Here is a 16,861-nt window from a genome sequence, read left to right on the forward strand (position 1 = left end):
GTGGGGTCGTCTGCGGGCCGGTGGGGGCTGGTCGCGCAGTTCCCCGCGCCCCTGACGGGGCGGTGGCCGGGCTGGATACTCCAGCCCGGCCACCGCCCCTCTTTCCTCGCTACAGCCCCAGCGCCTTCGCTTCCAGCTCCGGGTTCAGGCCCACGACCGGGCGGTCAGGGCGTTGCGGTGCCACCCCGCCGATCGACCGGAGCCAGGCCCACGTGTCCGCGACCGTGTCCGTCACCGGGCGCGCCCGCAGGCCCGCGGCCACCGCCTTCTCCGGCGAGGTGCGGTGCATGGAGTCGTGCATCTCTCCCGGCGGCGCCCACACCGGGAGCTGCGTCCACGGTTCGATGCCGTGCTCTGCGATCACCGAGGGGTCGGTCCACCGCAGCTCCACGTCGGCCGCGCCCGCCACCGCCACGCACGTCCTCAGGAACTCCTCCGTCGTGGTGTGCGCGATGGGGGAGACGATGTTGTACGGGCCGTGCAGGCCGGCGGAAGCCGCGTCGAGAACCCACGCGGCGAGGTCGCGGGCGTCGATGTACTGGAGGTCCAACTCCCGCGGCCCCGGGGCCAGTACGGGGCCGCCGCGGGCGACCCGGTTCAGCCACCACGGCAGCCGCCCGATGTTCTCGTACGGACCGAGGATCAGCCCCGCGCGGGCGAGCACCGTGCGCTCCGCCCCGAACTCCGCGACCGCGGCCAGCTCTCCGCCGCGCTTGTCCTCGGCGTAGGCCACCGAGTCCGCCTCGGGATCTCCCTCGACGAGGGCATGGCTCTCGTCGGAGCCCGCCGCGATCGGCCACCGGTACACGGAGACGCTCGACACATACACGTACCGCCCCGCCCGTCCCGCGAGCAGCCGCGCCGTGTCGCGCACGGCACGCGGCGCCCCCGACCAGGTGTCGACGACGACGTCCCACGCGCCGTCGGCGGCGGCGAGCGCGTCCAGGCCGCCCTCGGCCGTGCGGTCACCGAGCAGCGACACCGCACCGGCGGGAGCCTCGTGGCGCCCGCGATGGAAGACCGTCACCTCCCAGCCACGCGCGAGGGCCGCCTCGGCGACTGCCCGCCCCACGAATTCGGTACCGCCCAGCATCAGAAGTCTCATACGGACGACTCTGCCCTCCGCTTCCCGTGGGCGGAACCGGGTTCTGCTACCGGCAGAGGTCTCCCGGCGAAGCCCGGTCCCACCGGGAAACCCGTAGGTCAGCGGGACGTCGGCGGCGCGTACTTGTAGCCGACCCGGCGCACCGTCTGGATCGTCCGGCGGTGCTCGGCGCCCAGCTTGCGCCGCAGCCGCGCGATGTGGACGTCGACGGTGCGTCCGTCGCCCACATGCCCGTACCCCCAGACCGTGGTCACCAGCTGGTCGCGCGTGTGCACCCGGTGCGGGTGGGCGACGAGATGCGCGAGGAGCTCGAACTCCAGGTAGGTGAGGTCGAGCTGCCTGCCGTCGACCTGCGCCGCACGCTGCACGGTGTCGATCCACACGGGCCCGGCAGAGGTCTGCTCCTTGCCGTGCCCCTGCCCGGCCGCGGGGTGCAGCGGCTCGGGCCCGGCGGTGACGGGCTCCTGCCCGGCCGGTACGAGGACCAGGTAGCCGACCATCGGCGGCTGGCCCGGCAGGGTGGGCAGGGTGTGCTGGGGCGCGGGCAGCCAGGTCGCGCCCGGCGGCAGGAAGTCGGTGATCTGCACCACCTCGTCGGGGGCGACGGCTCGCAGCCGCCCCCGGCCGGGGCCGGACAGCGGCGTGGCGGTGGCCGTCGCGGTGGCGACGGAAGCGGTGGCGGCGGAAGCGGGGGAGGCAGAGAAGGAACGGGAGTTCGCCATGGAAGTCAGCTCTTTCGCGCGGAGGAGTCGTCAGTCTCGTCAGTCGACGAGGACGTACGTACGTCGTGCGCGTCAGGCGAAAGCCGGGTGAACGGCGTTAGAGGGCCTGCGCGTTCGTCGCGCGGCAACACACCCGGTCGAAGTCGTGGTGCTGACGGGAAGGCCAGAACGGCTCGAGGTCGTGGTCACGACCCGTCGCGATGTTCCCGTGGCTGCCCATGACCCCATTGAAGCAGACGGCAGGGGCGGCGGTCGTTCCCTCTCGTCTGCTGATACGGCCCTTCGGCCAACCCTTGGCGTGAATTCGCCCCTCCGGTCCGGCATGCCGAAGGGGACGCCCGCCGGACCGGCGGGCGCCCCCTTCAGGAACGCAGGGACCCATCGGGTCAGACCTGACCGGCCTTCTCCAGGGCGGTGCAGCAGGTGTCGACGAGCAGACGCGTCACGACGTACGGGTCGACGTTCGCGTTCGGGCGGCGGTCCTCGATGTAGCCCTTCTGCTCCACCTCGACCTGCCACGGGATACGGACCGAGGCGCCGCGGTCGGAGACCCCGTACTTGTACTCGTCCCACGGGGCGGTCTCGTGCAGACCGGTCAGGCGGTCGTCGATGCCGGCGCCGTAGTTCTTGACGTGGTCCATCGGCTTGGAGCCCTCGCCGAGGGACTCGCAGGCGGTGATGATCGGGGCGTAACCCTCGCGCATCGCCTTCGTGGAGAAGTTCGTGTGCGCGCCCGCGCCGTTCCAGTCGCCCTTCACCGGCTTCGGGTCGAGCGTCGCCGACACCTTGAAGTCCTCGGCGGTGCGGTAGAGCAGCCAGCGGGCGACCCACAGCTGGTCGGAGACCTCGAGCGGCGCGAGCGGGCCGACCTGGAACTCCCACTGGCCCGGCATGACCTCGGCGTTGATGCCGGAGATCCCGAGGCCCGCCTTGAGGCAGTTCTCCAGGTGCGCCTCGACGACGTCACGGCCGAAGATCTCGTCCGCGCCGACGCCGCAGTAGTAGCCGCCCTGCGCGGCCGGGAAGCCGCCGACGGGGAAGCCGAGCGGACGGTCGCCCTCGAAGAAGGTGTACTCCTGCTCGATGCCGAAGATCGGCTCCTGCGAGGCGAAGCGCGCCTCGACCTCGGCCAGCGCGGCACGGGTGTTGGACTCGTGCGGCGTCATGTCCGTGTTGAGGACCTCGCAGAGCACGAGCACGTCGTTGCCGCCGCGGATCGGGTCAGGGCAGGTGAAGACCGGCTTGAGCACGCGGTCGGAGGCGTGACCCTCGGCCTGGTTGGTGCTGGATCCGTCGAAGCCCCAGGTGGGGAGCTCCGCGCCGTCCGTCATGATCTTCGTCTTCGAACGGAGCTTGGCGGTCGGCTCAGTGCCGTCGATCCAGATGTACTCAGCCTTGAAGGTCACGGGGCCCATCCTTTTTGACGCTCGGTACGGCGCAGAACGTGCGGGTGCTGCGGTGCCGTGGTGATGCCGCGCAGCCTGCCAACGCGCGATTTCCCGGCCATTGCTCGAATGTGAACCCCGTGTTACCTGCGGTGGCTGTGGCTCACCTCACGCCCCGCCGCGCGCCCCGGCTCATTTGATGACGGCGTCGGCGACCGCGATGAGCAGCCCGATTGTCCCGGGCCGCGCGCGCCGCCGAGTTCCCGGGCTGAGGTGCCCTCGGCCCCGCAGCGGTGGCGGCTACCTGGACAGCGCGTCCCGTACCGCCTCCTCCGTGCGCGCCACCACCGCGGTGCCGTCGTCAGCGGTGATGATCGGCCGCTGGATGAGCTCGGGGTGCTCGGAGAGGGCGGTGATCCAGCGGTCGCGGCCGGAGGCGTCGCGCGGCCAGGCCTCCCGGTCCTTCAGGTTCAGCTCCTTGGCGGCGTCCTCCCCGGTGCGCGTGATGTCCCACGGCTCCAGGCCGAGCCGGCCGAGGACGGCGCGGATCTCGTCCTCGCCGGGGACGTCGTCGAGGTAGCGCCGGACGGTGTACTCCGCGCCCTCCGCGTCGAGCAGCGTGAGCGCGCCGCGGCACTTCGAGCAGGCGGGATTGATCCAGATCTCCATGCCGCACACGCTACCCGCGACCCTCCGGGGACTCACCCGTCACAGCGCCCGAAAGCCCGTCTGGCCAGCGGCGATTGTCAGTGCCCGGCAGTAGAATTGAAGCAGTGTTCGAGGGTTCCCGACGGGGGTTCCTGACCGCGACAGGAGGATGCCTGTGCCCGCTGCCGCACTTACATCGAAGTCGAAGCGCAACGCTTCCCGGCCCGTGATCATCGACCCGACGTACGCACCACTGGAGAAGCGACCGCTCCCGGCCGGACGGCCGCGCGAGTGGTACATCACGCACAACCGGCGCCTGAAGGCCATGCGTCTGGCGATAGCACTGCTCGACTCGGGCGTCTATCTGGCGAACCAAGCGAGCAACACCCGTATCCGGAGCATGGCGGAGGACGTGGGCATCCACCCGCCGTCGGACATCACCTGCCACATGGTGCGCGCCCTGATGCGCTACAGCCGCTGAGCGGTCGCACGGACGTCTGCGGGCGGGGGCCGAACGCCCCCGCCCGCACACGTGGTGCACGCCGACCGCGTGACGCGGCCGGAACCCGCCCCCTCGCCCTCGCCCAGCCCCTGTGCACCCTCGAGCGGTTGTACCGGCCAAGGGGGTGGCGGCGTGGGTGGTGGCGGGCGGAAGCTGATGTCATGGGGAGCTGGGGGCCCCGGGGGCTGAGGCGTACGCGTGCCGGGCACGACGAACAGGTGCCCCGGCCCCGTTTCGCGTCGGCCCTCCGCCTGCGGCGGCACGGGCCGCCGCAGGAAGAAGGCTGCCGCCGGGAGCCGACGGAGAGGGGGGCGGGGAGCGATGACCACTCCAGAAGAGCGCGCCCGGCAGGGCAGGGCTGCCCGCAAGAACGCCTCCCGGTCCTCGCACGGGGCCTGGATACCCTCCGCCGATCGCGCCGACCCGGTGGCCGTGCTCGAACGGCAGGGCGCGGACCGCGTCCAGGAACTGCTGCCCGTCCGGTACGCCCGCATGGCAGCCTCCCCCTTCTCCTTCCTCCGGGGCGCCGTCGCCGTCATGGCGGGGGACTTGGCCGTCCAGTGGAACACCGGGCTCACGGTCCAACTCTGCGGCGACGCAAACCTGTTGAACTTCGGACTGTTCGCATCACCGGAACGCGGCCTGCTCTTCGACCTCGACGACTTCGACGAGACCTGCCCCGGCCCCTTCGAGTGGGACGTCAAACGCCTGGCCGCGAGCATCGCCGTGGCATCCCGCGGCAGCGGCCGGCCGGAGAGCGCGGCGCACGAGGCATGCCGCGCGGCGGTGTCGGCGTACCGCACGTCGATGAGGCGCCTCGCGGGACTGGGCGAACTGGCCGTCTGGTACGAACACATGGACACGCAGGGCCTGTCGAAGCTCATCGGCTCCACGCCCAACGGCGCGCGCGGATCGCGCGCCTCCGACGCGGCGGCCCGCCGCACGACCCTCCGGTCGGTCGGCAGGCTGACACAGGAGGTGAACGGCGTCCGCCGCATCATCCACGACCCGCCGCTCCTCGAACCCGCGGGCCCGCCGGACATCGCCGCTCTGCGCAAGATCTTCGGCGACTACCGCTCCACGCTCTCCGAGGAGCGCCGACTCCTCCTGGACCGCTACCACTTCGTGGACGCGGCGCGGAAGGTGGTGGGCGTGGGCGGCGTCGGCACCCGCTGCTACATCGTGCTCCTCGCCGGGCGCGACGCCGACGACCCGCTCTTCCTCCAGATCAAGGAAGCGGTCCGCTCGGTCTACGAGGAGCACCTCCCGGCGGGCCCGTACGTCCACCCCGGCCACCGTGTGGTCGCCGGCCAGCGTCTCCTCCAGGCGGCAGGAGACATCTTCCTCGGCTGGATGACGGGCCCCCGCGGCCGCGCCTTCTACTGGCGCAGGCTCCGTGACGTGCGGGGCGCGGCGGACGTCGAGGCCATGTCCGCCGCCCGGCTGCGCTCGTACGCCCGGCTCTGCGGCACGGCCCTGGCGCGCGCCCACGCCCGCTCCGGCGACCGCATCGCCATCGCCGCCTACCTGGGCGGCGCCGACACGTTCGACCGGGCGGTAGCGGACTTCGCGCTGCGCTACGCCGCGCAGAACGCGCAGGACCACGCGGCGCTGACCGACGCGATCGCCTCGGGTCTGGTGAACGCCGCGGGCCCGGACGGTGCCGCGTCGCAGGAGCGAGCAGGCGAGCCCTGACCCGGCCGGGGGCCCGGCCCGCAGTCTTGCCTGCAGTCCGGCCAGGGTCCGGGTGGCCCGGCCTGCGGTCCGGCCAAGGGTCCGGGTGGCCCGGCCGAGCTAGCCGATCTGGTCCGGTGTCACCGTCAGCCACCGCTTGTCGGCGGTCACCTTCTGGCCGAGTTCACGCTGCCGGTCGGCGTTCTTCCGCTTCATCCCGTCCAGTTCCTTCATGTACGAGTCCTTGCGGTTGACCCAGACCCGCGCCCCGCCGTGTGCCACGTCCGCCGAGTGGAACAGCATCGGCCCGTCGCTCTTGGGGGTGTCGCCCGCCACCAGGACGGGCTTCTTCCACTCGTCGATGTACGTGTTGATGGCCGCGGGCTTGCCCTGGTACCAGGTGAGCGGCGCCCACAGATTCGGCGTCAGCTCGCGCCCCGCGAGCTTCTTCTGGTCGAAGCGGCCCTCCGCGATCTCCTTGCGGGAGCTGGTGACCTCACCGGTCTTGCGGTCCTTGAGCTGCAGGCCGACGCCGATGACGTTCTCGGGCTTCACGTCGTAGCCGTACTTCGGGTCGGAGAGCACCATCCGGACCAGGTCCTCGCTGGCCGCGCTGACGACGTAGACCTCGATGCCGTGCCCCCGCAGGGCCTTGTAGAGCTCCTGCATGCCGGTGAAGAACTCGGGCTTCTTCACCTCGGTCTTCGTCAGCTTCCCGTCCTCGTAGTACTCGGCGGGAATGGGCTCGTCGTGCGCGAGCAGCTCGTCGACGTAGCCCTTGAGCTCCTTCAGCGTGAAACCGGAGAAGATCTGTGCGGCCCACGGGTAGCAGACCTGGTCGTCGACCTCGCAGAGCCGGTTGTAGTAGCTGTAGAGGCTCTCCTTGTGCTTCGCCGTGTCCTTGAACGGAATGATCTTCAGCGACGGGTCCATCGACTTGCGGGTCAGCACCCCCTTCATCTCCAGGAAGGGCAGGAGGGACTCCTCCAGGTCGTTGCGGTACGTCGTGTTGTCCGCGTCGAAGACGGCGTACGCGCCCTTGTCGCCGTTCTCCGCGATGACCTTGCCCAGCTTCTTCGCGACCGGCTTCGGCCAGTGCTTCAGCCCGGCCGCGGCCTCGGAGCTCCTGGCGGCCGTCTTCGCGGAGGCGTCCGCGGCCGTCGCGTCCGTGCTCGGCCAGAGCGCCGTCCCCGCGATGACGGCCGCGGTGAGCGCGCCCGCCGTGCCGAGTACGGCAAGCTTGCCCGTTGCCTTTGATGCCATGGTTCTGTGCCCCCTGAGAGCGGTCTGCGCCCCGTCCGGAGCGGCGGGTCATCGTATGAGGCGGGGCGGCGGATTCCCATGATCGACATCACCGGACGGAACGGGCATGGGACGCCCTGGCGCGGGTAGCAGCGACGGACGGTCACACGCTTTTGCGGGCCTGCTCCGGAGCGGCGCCCGCCGCATACTGGAAGGCATGGAGACCGTCTCCCCGGAGTTCGTACGGGCCGCTCCGCGGCTCGACGGCATGGTGGTGTCCGCCGTCGGCTACCGCACGTCGGGCGAGCAGCCGGGCCTGCACCGCGGCCTGCCGTCCCCGTATCTGACGCTGATCTTCTCGCTGGACGGCCCCGTCGCCACCGGCCACAGCCCCGAGCACGCGACCGGCCCCGACGCCACGCGCACGGACATCGTCCTGGGCGGCCTGCACCAGACCCCTGCGTACGTCGTACGGCCCGAGCACGAGGCGGGCATCCAGCTCGCCGTGCACCCGCTCGCCGCCCGCGCCCTCTTCGGCGTACCGGCGTCGGAGCTGGCGGGCGACCTGGTGACGCCGGGCGCGGAAGTGATGGGGCGCCACGCCGCCGACGTACGGGAGCTGCTGTGCGAGCAGAACGGCTGGGAGCAGCGGTTCGACTCGCTGTCCGCCTACCTGCGGCGGCGCGCGGCCGATGCCGACGCCGATGCCGCAGGAGCCGTACGTCCTGAGGTCGCCGAGGCCTGGGCCTGGCTGGCCCGGCACCGGGGTATCGGCACCCTGCGCGGCCTCTCCCGGCACGTCGCGCTCAGCGAGCGCCGCCTCACCACGCTCTTCCGCGCCGAGACGGGCCTGAGCCCGAAGCAGGCGGGCCGCCTGATGCGCTTCCAGCGCGCACGCAACGCCGTGGTGCGCTCCGTCGCGTCGGGCGCCGCCCCTGACCTGGCCCGCGTCGCCGCCGACTGCGGGTACTACGACCACTCCCACCTGGTGCGGGACTTCCGGCAGTACACCGGGGTGAGCCCCAGCGGCTGGCTGGCCGAAGAGTGCCGGAATATCCAAGCCGGGAGCCATGGCGGGGGCGAAGAGTAGAACCCATGAACACCACCGAGAAGCAGAACCAGCAGCCCCAGTCCCCTTCCGCCGGGCGCGCTCCCAGCGTCTGGCCGACCCTCCAGGCGCACGACGCCCCCGCCCTGATCGACTTCCTGGTCGGCACGGTCGGCTTCCTGCGCACCGCCGTCTACGAGGACGGCGGCAGCGTCGCCCACGCCGAGCTCGACTGGCCCGAGGGCGGCGCGATCATGCTCGGCTCGTACGACGACGGAACCGGAGACTGGTGCCTGAAGCCGGACACCTTCGGCACGTACGTCGTCACCGACCACGTGGACGACCTCTACCAGCGGCTCACCGCGGCCGGCGTGAAGATCATCCGGGAGATCGAGGACCAGCCGTACGGCAGCCGGGAGTTCGCGATCGCCGACCCCGAGGGCAACAAGTGGTCCTTCGGCACCTACCGCGGCGCGCCGCGGCCCGACGGGGCATCCTGACCGGCTTGACGGCAGCCTCGCTGACCTCGCGTGATAGCTTGCGAGCGCCAGTCAACCCACACCAGGGCCAGGGAATCCGGTGCGAATCCGGAACTGACGCGCAGCGGTGAGGGGGAACGGGCGGGGCCACGGCCACTGGGCGTCCACGGACGCCCGGGAAGGCGCCCCGTCCGGCCGATCCCCGAGTCCGAAGACCTGCTGGCGCCTTTGCCCGCGCACCGAGCGGCGGAGGTGATGAAGCAGGCCAGGCTCCGCGTATGAGCCGTGAGACTCAAGGGATCGTGTGTCCTCCACAGCCCGTCGTGTACGTATAACCGGCTTTCTCGCCGCGGCCCTGGCCGTCACCCTGAGTGCCTGCGGCTCGTCCGGAGGCTCCTCGGGCTCCTCAGGCGCATCGGGTTCATCGGGCTCATCGGGTTCCTCGGCCGAGAAGGCCGACGGCTACCCGGTCACCCTCACCTCCTGCGGCAGGAAGGCGGAGATCAAGGCGCCGCCGCGGCGTGCGGTCTCCCTCGATCAGGGCTCCACCGAGATCCTGCTCTCCCTCGGCCTCGCGGACCGCATGGTCGGCACCGGTACCTGGACGGACCCGGTCCGCAAGGGCCTTGAGAAGGAGAACGCCAAGGTCGACCGGCTGGCCGACAGGTACCCCTCGTTCGAGAAGGTCCTCGCCAAGGAGCCGGACTTCGTCACCGCCTCCTTCATGGCGACGGTCAGCAAGGGCGGCGTCGCCGACCGCGCCAAGTTCGCCGAACTCGGCGTACCCGCCTATGTCTCGCCGTCCGACTGCGCGGGCAAGGACAACAGCGGCGACGGCGACGGCAAGCGCGTCAAGACGCTGACCATGGACACGGTCTACGGCGAGGTGCGGGACCTGGCCGAGGCCTTCGGGGTCGAGAAGCGCGGCGAGCGCCTCATCGCGGATCTCAAGGGCCGGGTGGCGAAGGCCAGGAAGACCATCGAGAAAGCCGACGCGTCCGGTACTTCCCTCCTCTACTGGTTCGCCAACTCCGACGCTCCCTACATCGCGGGCTGCTGCGGAGCGCCGGGCATCATCACCCGCGAACTCGGCGTGAAGAACGTCTTCGACGACACCCGCGAGGAATGGCCCCAGATCAACTGGGAGACGGTGGCGGACCGCGACCCCGACGTCCTGGTCATCGGCGACCTCACCCGCAAGTCGCAGACGGCCGAGAGCGCGAAGAAGAAGATCGAGTTCCTGGAGTCCAACCCGGCCACCAAGAACCTGACCGCCGTGAAGAAGAAGCGGTACGTACTGCTCAGCGGCCAGGCCATGAACCCGACCATCCGTACGGTGGACGGCGTGGAACAAGTCGCCGACGCCTTGCGCGAGTTCGGCCTCGCCAAGTGAGGGCAGCCGCGCCCGGCTGCATACGTTCCGCCCTGCTCTGGACGGCGGGCCTCGCCGCCCTCGTCCTCTCCGTGGCGGTGGCCGTCACCATCGGGCCGGCGGACATCTCCGTACCGGACGTGTGGTCGGCGGTGGCGGCCCACCTCGGACGGGGCGAGGCGACACTGACGCCGATCCGGGACGGCATCGTCTGGAACCTGCGCATGCCGCGCACGCTCCTCGCGGCGGTCTGCGGCGCTGGCCTCGCGGTCTGCGGAACGGTCCTCCAGTCCCTCCTGCGCAACCCGCTCGCCGACCCGTTCGTGCTCGGCGTCTCGTCGGGCGCGTCCACGGGGGCGGTCGCGATCGTCGTCCTCGGGGTCGGCGGGGGAGCGGTGTCGATCTCGGCGGGCGCGTTCGTGGGCGCCGTCGTGTCGTTCGCCCTCGTCCTGCTGCTCAGCCACGCCCTGGGCGGGAGCGCCGACCGGGTCGTGCTCTCCGGAGTGGCGGCGATGCAGCTGTTCTCGGCGCTCACCTCGTTCGTGATCCTCACGGCGGGTGACGCGGAGACGACGCGGGGCGTCCTGTTCTGGCTGCTCGGCTCGCTGAGCGGGGTCGGCTGGACGGACGTCTGGCTGTGCGGGGCGGTGCTCGTCCTCGCGCTCGTCATCTGCCTGGCGCATGCCCGCACCCTGGACGCGTTCGTGTTCGGCCAGGACGCGGCGGCGACGCTGGGGGTGCACGTGACCCGCACCCGCCTCCTGCTGCTCTGCGTCACGGCCCTTCTGACGGCGGCGCTCGTCAGCAGCGCGGGGGCCATCGGCTTCGTGGGCCTGGTCCTTCCGCACGCGGCCCGCGCCCTGGTCGGCTCGGGGCACGCGCGCCTCCTGCCGGTCACGGCGCTCGCGGGCGCGGTGTTCCTGGTGTGGGTGGACACGCTGGCCCGTACGGTCCTGGACCCGCAGGAGGTCCCGGTGGGCGTGGTGACGTCCCTGATCGGCGTCCCGGCATTCGTCCTGGTCCTCTATCGCACCCGGAAGACGACATGACCCCGAACACGGACTCGGGCCGGCATCGCGACTTCGGCCCGCATAGCGACTTCGGCCTGCATGGCGACTCTGGCCCGCGCACGGGTTCTGGCCCGCGCACGGGCTCTGGCCTGCATGGCGACTCCGGCCGGCGCACGGACTCTGGCTCGCGCACGGGCTCTGGCCCGCATCGCGACTCCGGCCGGCGCACGGACTCCACCCCGCCCCCCGACTCCACCCCACCCCCCGACTCCACCCCGCACACGGGCTCCACCCCGCACCCCGACTCCGGCCTGCGCGCCGACCGCGTGTCCAGAACAGCCGGCGGTCACCTCATCATCGACGGGGTGACACTGGCCCCGCCCCCCGGCGCCACGGTCGGCCTGCTCGGCCCGAACGGGTCGGGCAAGTCCACGCTCCTGCGCGTCCTGGCGGGTGTCCTGGCCCCGGCGTCGGGCGTGGTCACCCTGGACGGCATGCCCCTGCGGGAGGCGGGCCGCCGCACGGTCGCCCGCAGGGTGGCCGTGGTCGACCAGGACGCCACCACGCAGGTCGAGCTGTCGGTGGAGGAGGTCGTACGCCTGGGCCGCATCCCGCACCGCAGACCGTGGTCGCCCTCGACGCACCGGGACGACGAGGCGGTCCACGAGGCCCTGACCCGCACGGGTCTCGCCGACCGGGCTTCCCAGTCCTGGCACACGCTCTCGGGCGGCGAACGCCAACGGGTCCAGATCGCGCGGGCGTTGGCGCAGGACCCTCGTGAACTCCTCCTGGACGAACCGACCAACCACCTGGACATCCAGCACCAACTGGACCTCCTGTCCCTGGTGGCGGACCTCCCCCTGACCAGCGTGATCGCCCTGCACGACCTGAACCTGGCCGCCATGTTCTGCGATCACGTACTGGTCCTGCGCGAGGGCGTGGCCCACGCGGCGGGCACCCCGTCCGAGGTGATCACGGAGGAACTGATCGAGAAGGTGTACGGGGTGCGTGCGGTGGTGACGCCGGCGGACGACGGCCCGGAGTCGCGGCCGTCGATCCGCTACCTGCGCCGATGAACTGAAGCCCCTCCAGCCGCACCAGCCTCTTATGCCCCTCCAGTCCCTCCAGCCCCTCCAGGCTTGTCAGCCCAACCGCAGCCGTTCGGCGAGCCCCGCGGCGGCGAAGGCGGACACCAGATCGTCCCGTCCCTCGGTGAAGTGGGCCCAGCTGTCGAAGTGGACGGGGACGACCCGCCGCGCCCCGAGGATCTTCGCGGCCTCGGCGGCCTGGTTGCTGTCGAGGACGATGGGCGCGCCCTCGAACAGGATGGGGAAGCGGGGAGCACCGGCGAAGAGGACGGCGGTGTCCACCGCCCCGAACCGCGCCGCCGTCTCCCGGACCGCTTCGAGCGAGGCGTTGTCCCCGCTGACGTACACCGTGGGCAGGCCCTCGCCGGTCAGGACGAAGCCGACGACCTCACCGGTGATCGGCTCGACGTCCTCGCGCCTGCCGGGCCCGTGGACGGCGGGGACGCCGGTCACGGTGACGTGCCCGCCGCCGGGCCGGTCGAGCTCGACGGACTCCCAGTCGCCGAGCCCCTTCACCTTGTCCCCGAGGCTCTCGCGCAGGCGGAGCCCGCCGCCGGGGGTGGTGAGGGTGAGCGGTACGCCGGTGAGCAGGGCGCGACCGGAGGTGTCGAGGTTGTCGGGGTGCTCGTCGTGGGAGAGCAGGACGACGTCGACGGGGCCGAGGTCGTCCGGGGTGATGGCGGCGGGCGCGGTCTTGGTCAGGCCGGGGCCGCCCGGGGCCGGGTAGTCGCCGGGGGCGTCGAAGGTCGGGTCGGTGAGGAACCTGAGACCGCCGTACTCGAAGAAGGCGGTGGGACCGCCGAAGACGCGGACGGGGATCTGCTCGTCGCTCGAACCGGACGTGCCGAAAGCAGCAGCCATGACAGACACATGCCTCACGGTTGGGGGAAGGTTAATCCGTGAGAAACCGTAACCGTTTCTCACGGATGAAGGCAAGGCGTAACATGAGATACGTGAAAGAAACCCTGACCGCGGAGTCGGCGCCACCGCCCGCGCCGGGTGCGGAGCAGTACCCCGCACTGGACTTCGCCAACAGCGCCATCGCCCTGCCCGGCGGCCAGTTCGCCGACTTCCTCGGCACCCCGGAAGCCGCGAACCAGTGGCTCGCCGACCGCGACCTGGCCCCGGCGGACGCGGGCCTCCAGGAGATGTGCACGGCTCAGCTGCGCACCCTGCGCGAACAGATCCGGGCCCTGCTCGCGGCCAGGCTGAACGGCTGCGCGCCCCCGGCAAGCGCACTCGCCGCCGTCAACGAAGCCCTGACCAAGGCACCCGCGGCCTCCCTCCTCCACTGGGACCCCGCCCGCGGCCTCCACCGCGCCGCGTCCCACCCCACCACGCAGATCGTCGAACACGCCCTGGCGACCCTCGCCGCGGACGCGGCGACCCTCCTCACGGCCCCCGACGTCACCCGCCTCACGGCCTGCGGCTCCCCACCCTGCAACCGCTACCTGCTACGCCACGGCCGCCGCCACTGGTGCTCCACGAGATGCGGCGACAGAGCCCGCGCGGCCCGCGCGTACGCCCGCCGCACCCAGCCGAAGACGACCTGAGCGACACACGACAAACAGCGAGGGCCGCCGCCTCCCGGGGGAGGCGGCGGCCCTCGCTGCTGTGTCAGACCTGACGGCTCAGTCGGCCTAGATGTCGAAGTAAAGCTCGAACTCGTGCGGGTGCGGGCGCAGCTGGATCGGGGCGATCTCGTTCGTGCGCTTGTAGTCGATCCACGTCTCGATCAGGTCGGCCGTGAAGACGCCGCCCGCCTGGAGGTACTCGTTGTCCGCCTCGAGGGCGTCGAGGACCGCGGGGAGGGAGGTCGGGACCTGGGCGACGCCCGCGTGCTCCTCGGGAGCCAGCTCGTAGAGGTCCTTGTCGATCGGCTCCGGCGGCTCGATCTTGTTCTTGACGCCGTCGAGGCCGGCCATCAGGAGCGCCGAGAACGCCAGGTACGGGTTCGAGGACGGGTCCGGCGCGCGGAACTCGACGCGCTTGGCCTTCGGGTTCGAGCCCGTGATCGGGATACGCATGGCCGCCGAGCGGTTGCGCTGCGAGTACACCATGTTGACCGGGGCCTCGAAGCCCGGGACCAGGCGGTGGTACGAGTTCACCGTCGGGTTGGTGAAGGCGAGCAGCGAGGGGGCGTGCTTGAGGATGCCGCCGATGTAGTAGCGGGCGGTGTCCGAGAGGCCGGCGTAGCCCTGCTCGTCGTAGAACAGCGGGTCGCCGTTGGACCACAGCGACTGGTGGACGTGCATGCCCGAGCCGTTGTCACCGAAGATCGGCTTCGGCATGAAGGTCGCGGTCTTCTGGTTGCGCCAGGCGACGTTCTTCACGATGTACTTGAAGAGCATCAGGTCGTCGGCCGCGGCGAGCAGCGTGTTGAACTTGTAGTTGATCTCCGCCTGGCCGGCCGTGCCGACCTCGTGGTGCTGGCGCTCGACCTGAAGGCCGTTCTTGTCCAGCTCCAGGGAGATCTCGGCACGCAGGTCGGCGAAGTGGTCGACCGGCGGGGCGGGGAAGTAGCCGCCCTTGTAGCGGACCTTGTAGCCGCGGTTGTTCTCGACCGCACCGGTGTTCCAGGCGCCCGCCTCGGAGTCGATGTGGTAGAAGCTCTCGTTCGCCGACGTCTGGAAGCGGACGTTGTCGAAGACGTAGAACTCGGCCTCGGGACCGAAGTACGCGGTGTCCGCGATGCCGGTCGACGCGAGGTAGGCCTCGGCCTTCTTGGCGATGTTGCGCGGGTCACGGCTGTACTGCTCGCCCGTGATCGGGTCGTGGATGAAGAAGTTGATGTTGACGGTCTTGTCGCGGCGGAAGGGGTCGACCCGGGCGGTCGACAGGTCCGCGCGCAGCGCCATGTCGGACTCGTGGATGGCCTGGAAGCCGCGGATCGACGATCCGTCGAACGCCAGCTCCTCGTTCGGGTCGAACGCCGCTGCCGGGATCGTGAAGTGCTGCATCACTCCGGGCAGGTCGCAGAACCGGACATCTACGAACTTCACGTCCTCGTCCGCGATGAACTTCTTTGCGTCGTCGGCGTTCTGGAACATCCAACTCCTCCTACTCCCGACCCCCAGGCGGGGACGGGGTTGCAGCTCGTTGTGCGGCCAGTGCGGTGGCACACGCTGGGACCCGACCATAGGGACGGGGGATTTCTCAAGCATGACCCATTTGTTTCGCCGAAGTTAACCGCGGCGGGTTCGGGCCAGGTGTCATTCGCCCTACCCCGAGCGTCCTCGTACGAAAACGGGCGCAGTACCGTGGACGGGTGGACAACAGGCAAGTAATCGGATCGTGGCTCTCCGGCCCCCGTGCGGCGGCGGAGGACGCGGGCGTCGACTTCGGATACCGCGGCGAACAGCTCGGCCTGCCGAGGGAGGGGCCGGGTTCGATCGCCCGGCCCGGGCGGCGCATGGGCGCCCTCGCGGTGGACTGGGCCCTGTGCATGCTCATCGCATACGGTCTGTTCGCTCGCGGTGACATGCAGGCGATGGGGAACTGGGCGCTCGGCATCTTCTTCGTGATGACCGTCCTGACGGTCGGCACGGTCGGCTGCACCCCCGGCAAGGCCCTCCTCCGGCTGCGCGTCGTCGCCGAGGGCGGCGGTCGCCTCGGCTTCGGCCGGGTCCTCCTGCGCAGCGTGCTGCTGTGCGTTGGCATCCCCGCCCTGATCTGGGACCGCGACGGCCGCGGCCTGCACGAGCGTCTCGCCCGCGCCGTCCAGGTGCGGATCTGACCCCGAGGATTCAATGAGCAGAGCGTTCAGCGCACGACGAAGGCCCCGGAACCGATCGGTTCCGGGGCCTTCGTCACGTAGAGGCAAGTACGTCACGCAGTGACGAGTAGAGGCAGAGGCGGGGAGTTACCGCATCTTCGGGCCGCCGCGAGGCATCCGCATGCCCTTCGGCATGGGCCCCTTCGGGAGCGGCATGTTGCTCATGAGGTCCCCCATCGCGCGCAGCCGGTCGTTCGTCGCCGTGACCTGGGGGCCCTGGAGGACGCGGGGCAGCTTCAGAAGCGTCGTACGCAGCTTCTTCAGCGGGACCTGGCCCTCGCCGGTGCCGACGATGACGTCGTGGACCGGGACGTCGGAGACGACGCGGGCCATCCGCCTCTTCTCGGCGGCCAGCAGGCTCTTCACGCGGTTCGGGTTGCCCTCGGCGACGAGCACGATGCCCGCCTTGCCGACCGTGCGGTGCACGACGTCCTGGCTGCGGTTCATCGCCACCGCCGGGGTCGTCGTCCAGCCGCGGCCGATCTTGTCGAGCACCGCGGCCGCCGCACCGGGCTGGCCCTCCATCTGCCCGAAGGCGGCACGCTCGGCCCTGCGCCCGAAGACGATCGCCATCGCGAGGAAGGCGAGCACAAAGCCGAGAATGCCGAGATAGATCGGGTGACCGATCAAGAAGCCGATCGCGAGGAAGACACCAAAGGTGACGATTCCCACAGCCGCGATGATGAGACCGATCCGCGGATCGGCCCTGCGGGTCATCTTGTAGGTCTGAGCGATCTGCTTGAGTCGCCCGGGGTTCGCGGCGTCCGCCGCGGTTTCCTTCCTCGCCATGTCGTGAAGTCTACGTGCCCCT

17 protein-coding genes and 1 riboswitch are annotated in these 16,861 nt (G+C 70.9%); of the genes, 9 read left to right on the forward strand and 8 right to left on the reverse strand.

Translation table 11 applies throughout. The annotated features are described in order from the left end of the window. Positions 1-109 precede the first annotated feature (109 nt). From IE226_RS12975 to IE226_RS12990, 4 genes are all read right to left on the reverse strand, one after another. The gene (locus IE226_RS12975; RefSeq protein WP_190081274.1) at positions 110-1,105 is read right to left on the reverse strand and encodes an NAD-dependent epimerase/dehydratase family protein; all 996 of its coding nucleotides are present in this window, start codon (positions 1,103-1,105) and stop codon (positions 110-112) included. Positions 1,106-1,203: 98 nt separating this feature from the next. Next, the gene (locus IE226_RS12980) at positions 1,204-1,827 is read right to left on the reverse strand and encodes a winged helix-turn-helix domain-containing protein (RefSeq protein WP_190081275.1); all 624 of its coding nucleotides are present in this window, start codon (positions 1,825-1,827) and stop codon (positions 1,204-1,206) included. Positions 1,828-2,213: 386 nt separating this feature from the next. Continuing rightward, positions 2,214-3,233, reverse strand: coding sequence for a glutamine synthetase (gene glnII, locus IE226_RS12985; RefSeq protein WP_190081276.1), 1,020 nt, complete (start codon positions 3,231-3,233; stop codon positions 2,214-2,216). A 279-nt stretch (positions 3,234-3,512) separates the two neighbouring features. Continuing rightward, positions 3,513-3,881 carry an arsenate reductase family protein gene (locus IE226_RS12990; protein WP_190081277.1) on the reverse strand — a complete coding sequence of 123 codons (369 nt, stop codon included), beginning with the start codon at positions 3,879-3,881 and terminating at the stop codon, positions 3,513-3,515. A 154-nt stretch (positions 3,882-4,035) separates the two neighbouring features. On the opposite strand from IE226_RS12990, the gene IE226_RS12995 reads away from it, so the two are divergent. Both IE226_RS12995 and IE226_RS13000 read left to right on the forward strand, forming a co-directional pair. Then, positions 4,036-4,341: a hypothetical protein gene (locus IE226_RS12995; protein ID WP_190081278.1), complete on the forward strand. Its 306-nt coding sequence runs from the start codon at positions 4,036-4,038 to the stop codon at positions 4,339-4,341. A gap of 342 nt (positions 4,342-4,683) precedes the next feature. Continuing rightward, positions 4,684-6,057: a DUF2252 domain-containing protein gene (locus IE226_RS13000; protein ID WP_190081279.1), complete on the forward strand. Its 1,374-nt coding sequence runs from the start codon at positions 4,684-4,686 to the stop codon at positions 6,055-6,057. Between the two features lie 99 nt (positions 6,058-6,156). Here the strand turns inward: IE226_RS13000 and IE226_RS13005 are convergent, their stop codons facing one another. Next, positions 6,157-7,299 (reverse strand): HAD family hydrolase, encoded by a 1,143-nt coding sequence (locus IE226_RS13005; protein ID WP_190081280.1) that lies wholly within the window; start codon positions 7,297-7,299, stop codon positions 6,157-6,159. Positions 7,300-7,495: 196 nt separating this feature from the next. On the opposite strand from IE226_RS13005, the gene IE226_RS13010 reads away from it, so the two are divergent. The 5 genes from IE226_RS13010 to IE226_RS13030 all read left to right on the forward strand — a co-directional run bounded on the left by IE226_RS13010 (position 7,496) and on the right by IE226_RS13030 (position 12,263). Then, a complete protein-coding gene (locus IE226_RS13010) occupies positions 7,496-8,368 on the forward strand; it encodes a helix-turn-helix domain-containing protein (RefSeq protein WP_190081281.1) in 873 nt (290 codons plus the stop codon). A 5-nt stretch (positions 8,369-8,373) separates the two neighbouring features. Then, positions 8,374-8,826 (forward strand): VOC family protein, encoded by a 453-nt coding sequence (locus tag IE226_RS13015; protein ID WP_190081282.1) that lies wholly within the window; start codon positions 8,374-8,376, stop codon positions 8,824-8,826. A 31-nt stretch (positions 8,827-8,857) separates the two neighbouring features. Next, positions 8,858-9,043: riboswitch (cobalamin riboswitch) on the forward strand. 66 nt (positions 9,044-9,109) lie between these two features. After that, positions 9,110-10,198, forward strand: a complete 1,089-nt coding sequence (locus tag IE226_RS13020; RefSeq protein ID WP_190081283.1) for an ABC transporter substrate-binding protein — start codon at positions 9,110-9,112, stop codon at positions 10,196-10,198. Further along, positions 10,195-11,226, forward strand: coding sequence for a FecCD family ABC transporter permease (locus IE226_RS13025; RefSeq protein WP_190081284.1), 1,032 nt, complete (start codon positions 10,195-10,197; stop codon positions 11,224-11,226). The genes IE226_RS13020 and IE226_RS13025 overlap by 4 nt, the downstream gene beginning before the upstream one ends. A 287-nt stretch (positions 11,227-11,513) precedes the next feature. Continuing rightward, positions 11,514-12,263: an ABC transporter ATP-binding protein gene (locus IE226_RS13030; RefSeq protein WP_229870841.1), complete on the forward strand. Its 750-nt coding sequence runs from the start codon at positions 11,514-11,516 to the stop codon at positions 12,261-12,263. Between the two features lie 66 nt (positions 12,264-12,329). Here the strand turns inward: IE226_RS13030 and IE226_RS13035 are convergent, their stop codons facing one another. Further along, positions 12,330-13,136, reverse strand: a complete 807-nt coding sequence (locus IE226_RS13035; RefSeq protein ID WP_190081286.1) for an MBL fold metallo-hydrolase — start codon at positions 13,134-13,136, stop codon at positions 12,330-12,332. Between the two features lie 83 nt (positions 13,137-13,219). Between IE226_RS13035 and IE226_RS13040 the strand changes: the two genes are divergently transcribed. After that, the gene (locus tag IE226_RS13040; RefSeq protein ID WP_190081287.1) at positions 13,220-13,828 is read left to right on the forward strand and encodes a CGNR zinc finger domain-containing protein; all 609 of its coding nucleotides are present in this window, start codon (positions 13,220-13,222) and stop codon (positions 13,826-13,828) included. Between the two features lie 87 nt (positions 13,829-13,915). Here IE226_RS13040 and glnA read toward each other — a convergent pair whose 3' ends face one another. Further along, on the reverse strand, positions 13,916-15,325 hold the full coding sequence (gene glnA, locus IE226_RS13045; RefSeq protein ID WP_190081288.1) for a type I glutamate--ammonia ligase: 1,410 nt from the start codon (positions 15,323-15,325) through the stop codon (positions 13,916-13,918). Between the two features lie 218 nt (positions 15,326-15,543). Between glnA and IE226_RS13050 the strand changes: the two genes are divergently transcribed. Then, entirely contained in the window at positions 15,544-16,011 is a 468-nt protein-coding gene (locus IE226_RS13050; RefSeq protein ID WP_190081289.1) for an RDD family protein, read from the forward strand. A gap of 126 nt (positions 16,012-16,137) precedes the next feature. On the opposite strand, the gene IE226_RS13055 is transcribed toward IE226_RS13050, so the two are convergent. Further along, a complete protein-coding gene (locus tag IE226_RS13055) occupies positions 16,138-16,839 on the reverse strand; it encodes a DUF4191 domain-containing protein (protein WP_190081290.1) in 702 nt (233 codons plus the stop codon). Positions 16,840-16,861 lie beyond the last annotated feature (22 nt).

Source organism: Streptomyces longisporoflavus (genome assembly GCF_014649775.1).
GTDB lineage: Bacteria > Actinomycetota > Actinomycetes > Streptomycetales > Streptomycetaceae > Streptomyces > Streptomyces longisporoflavus.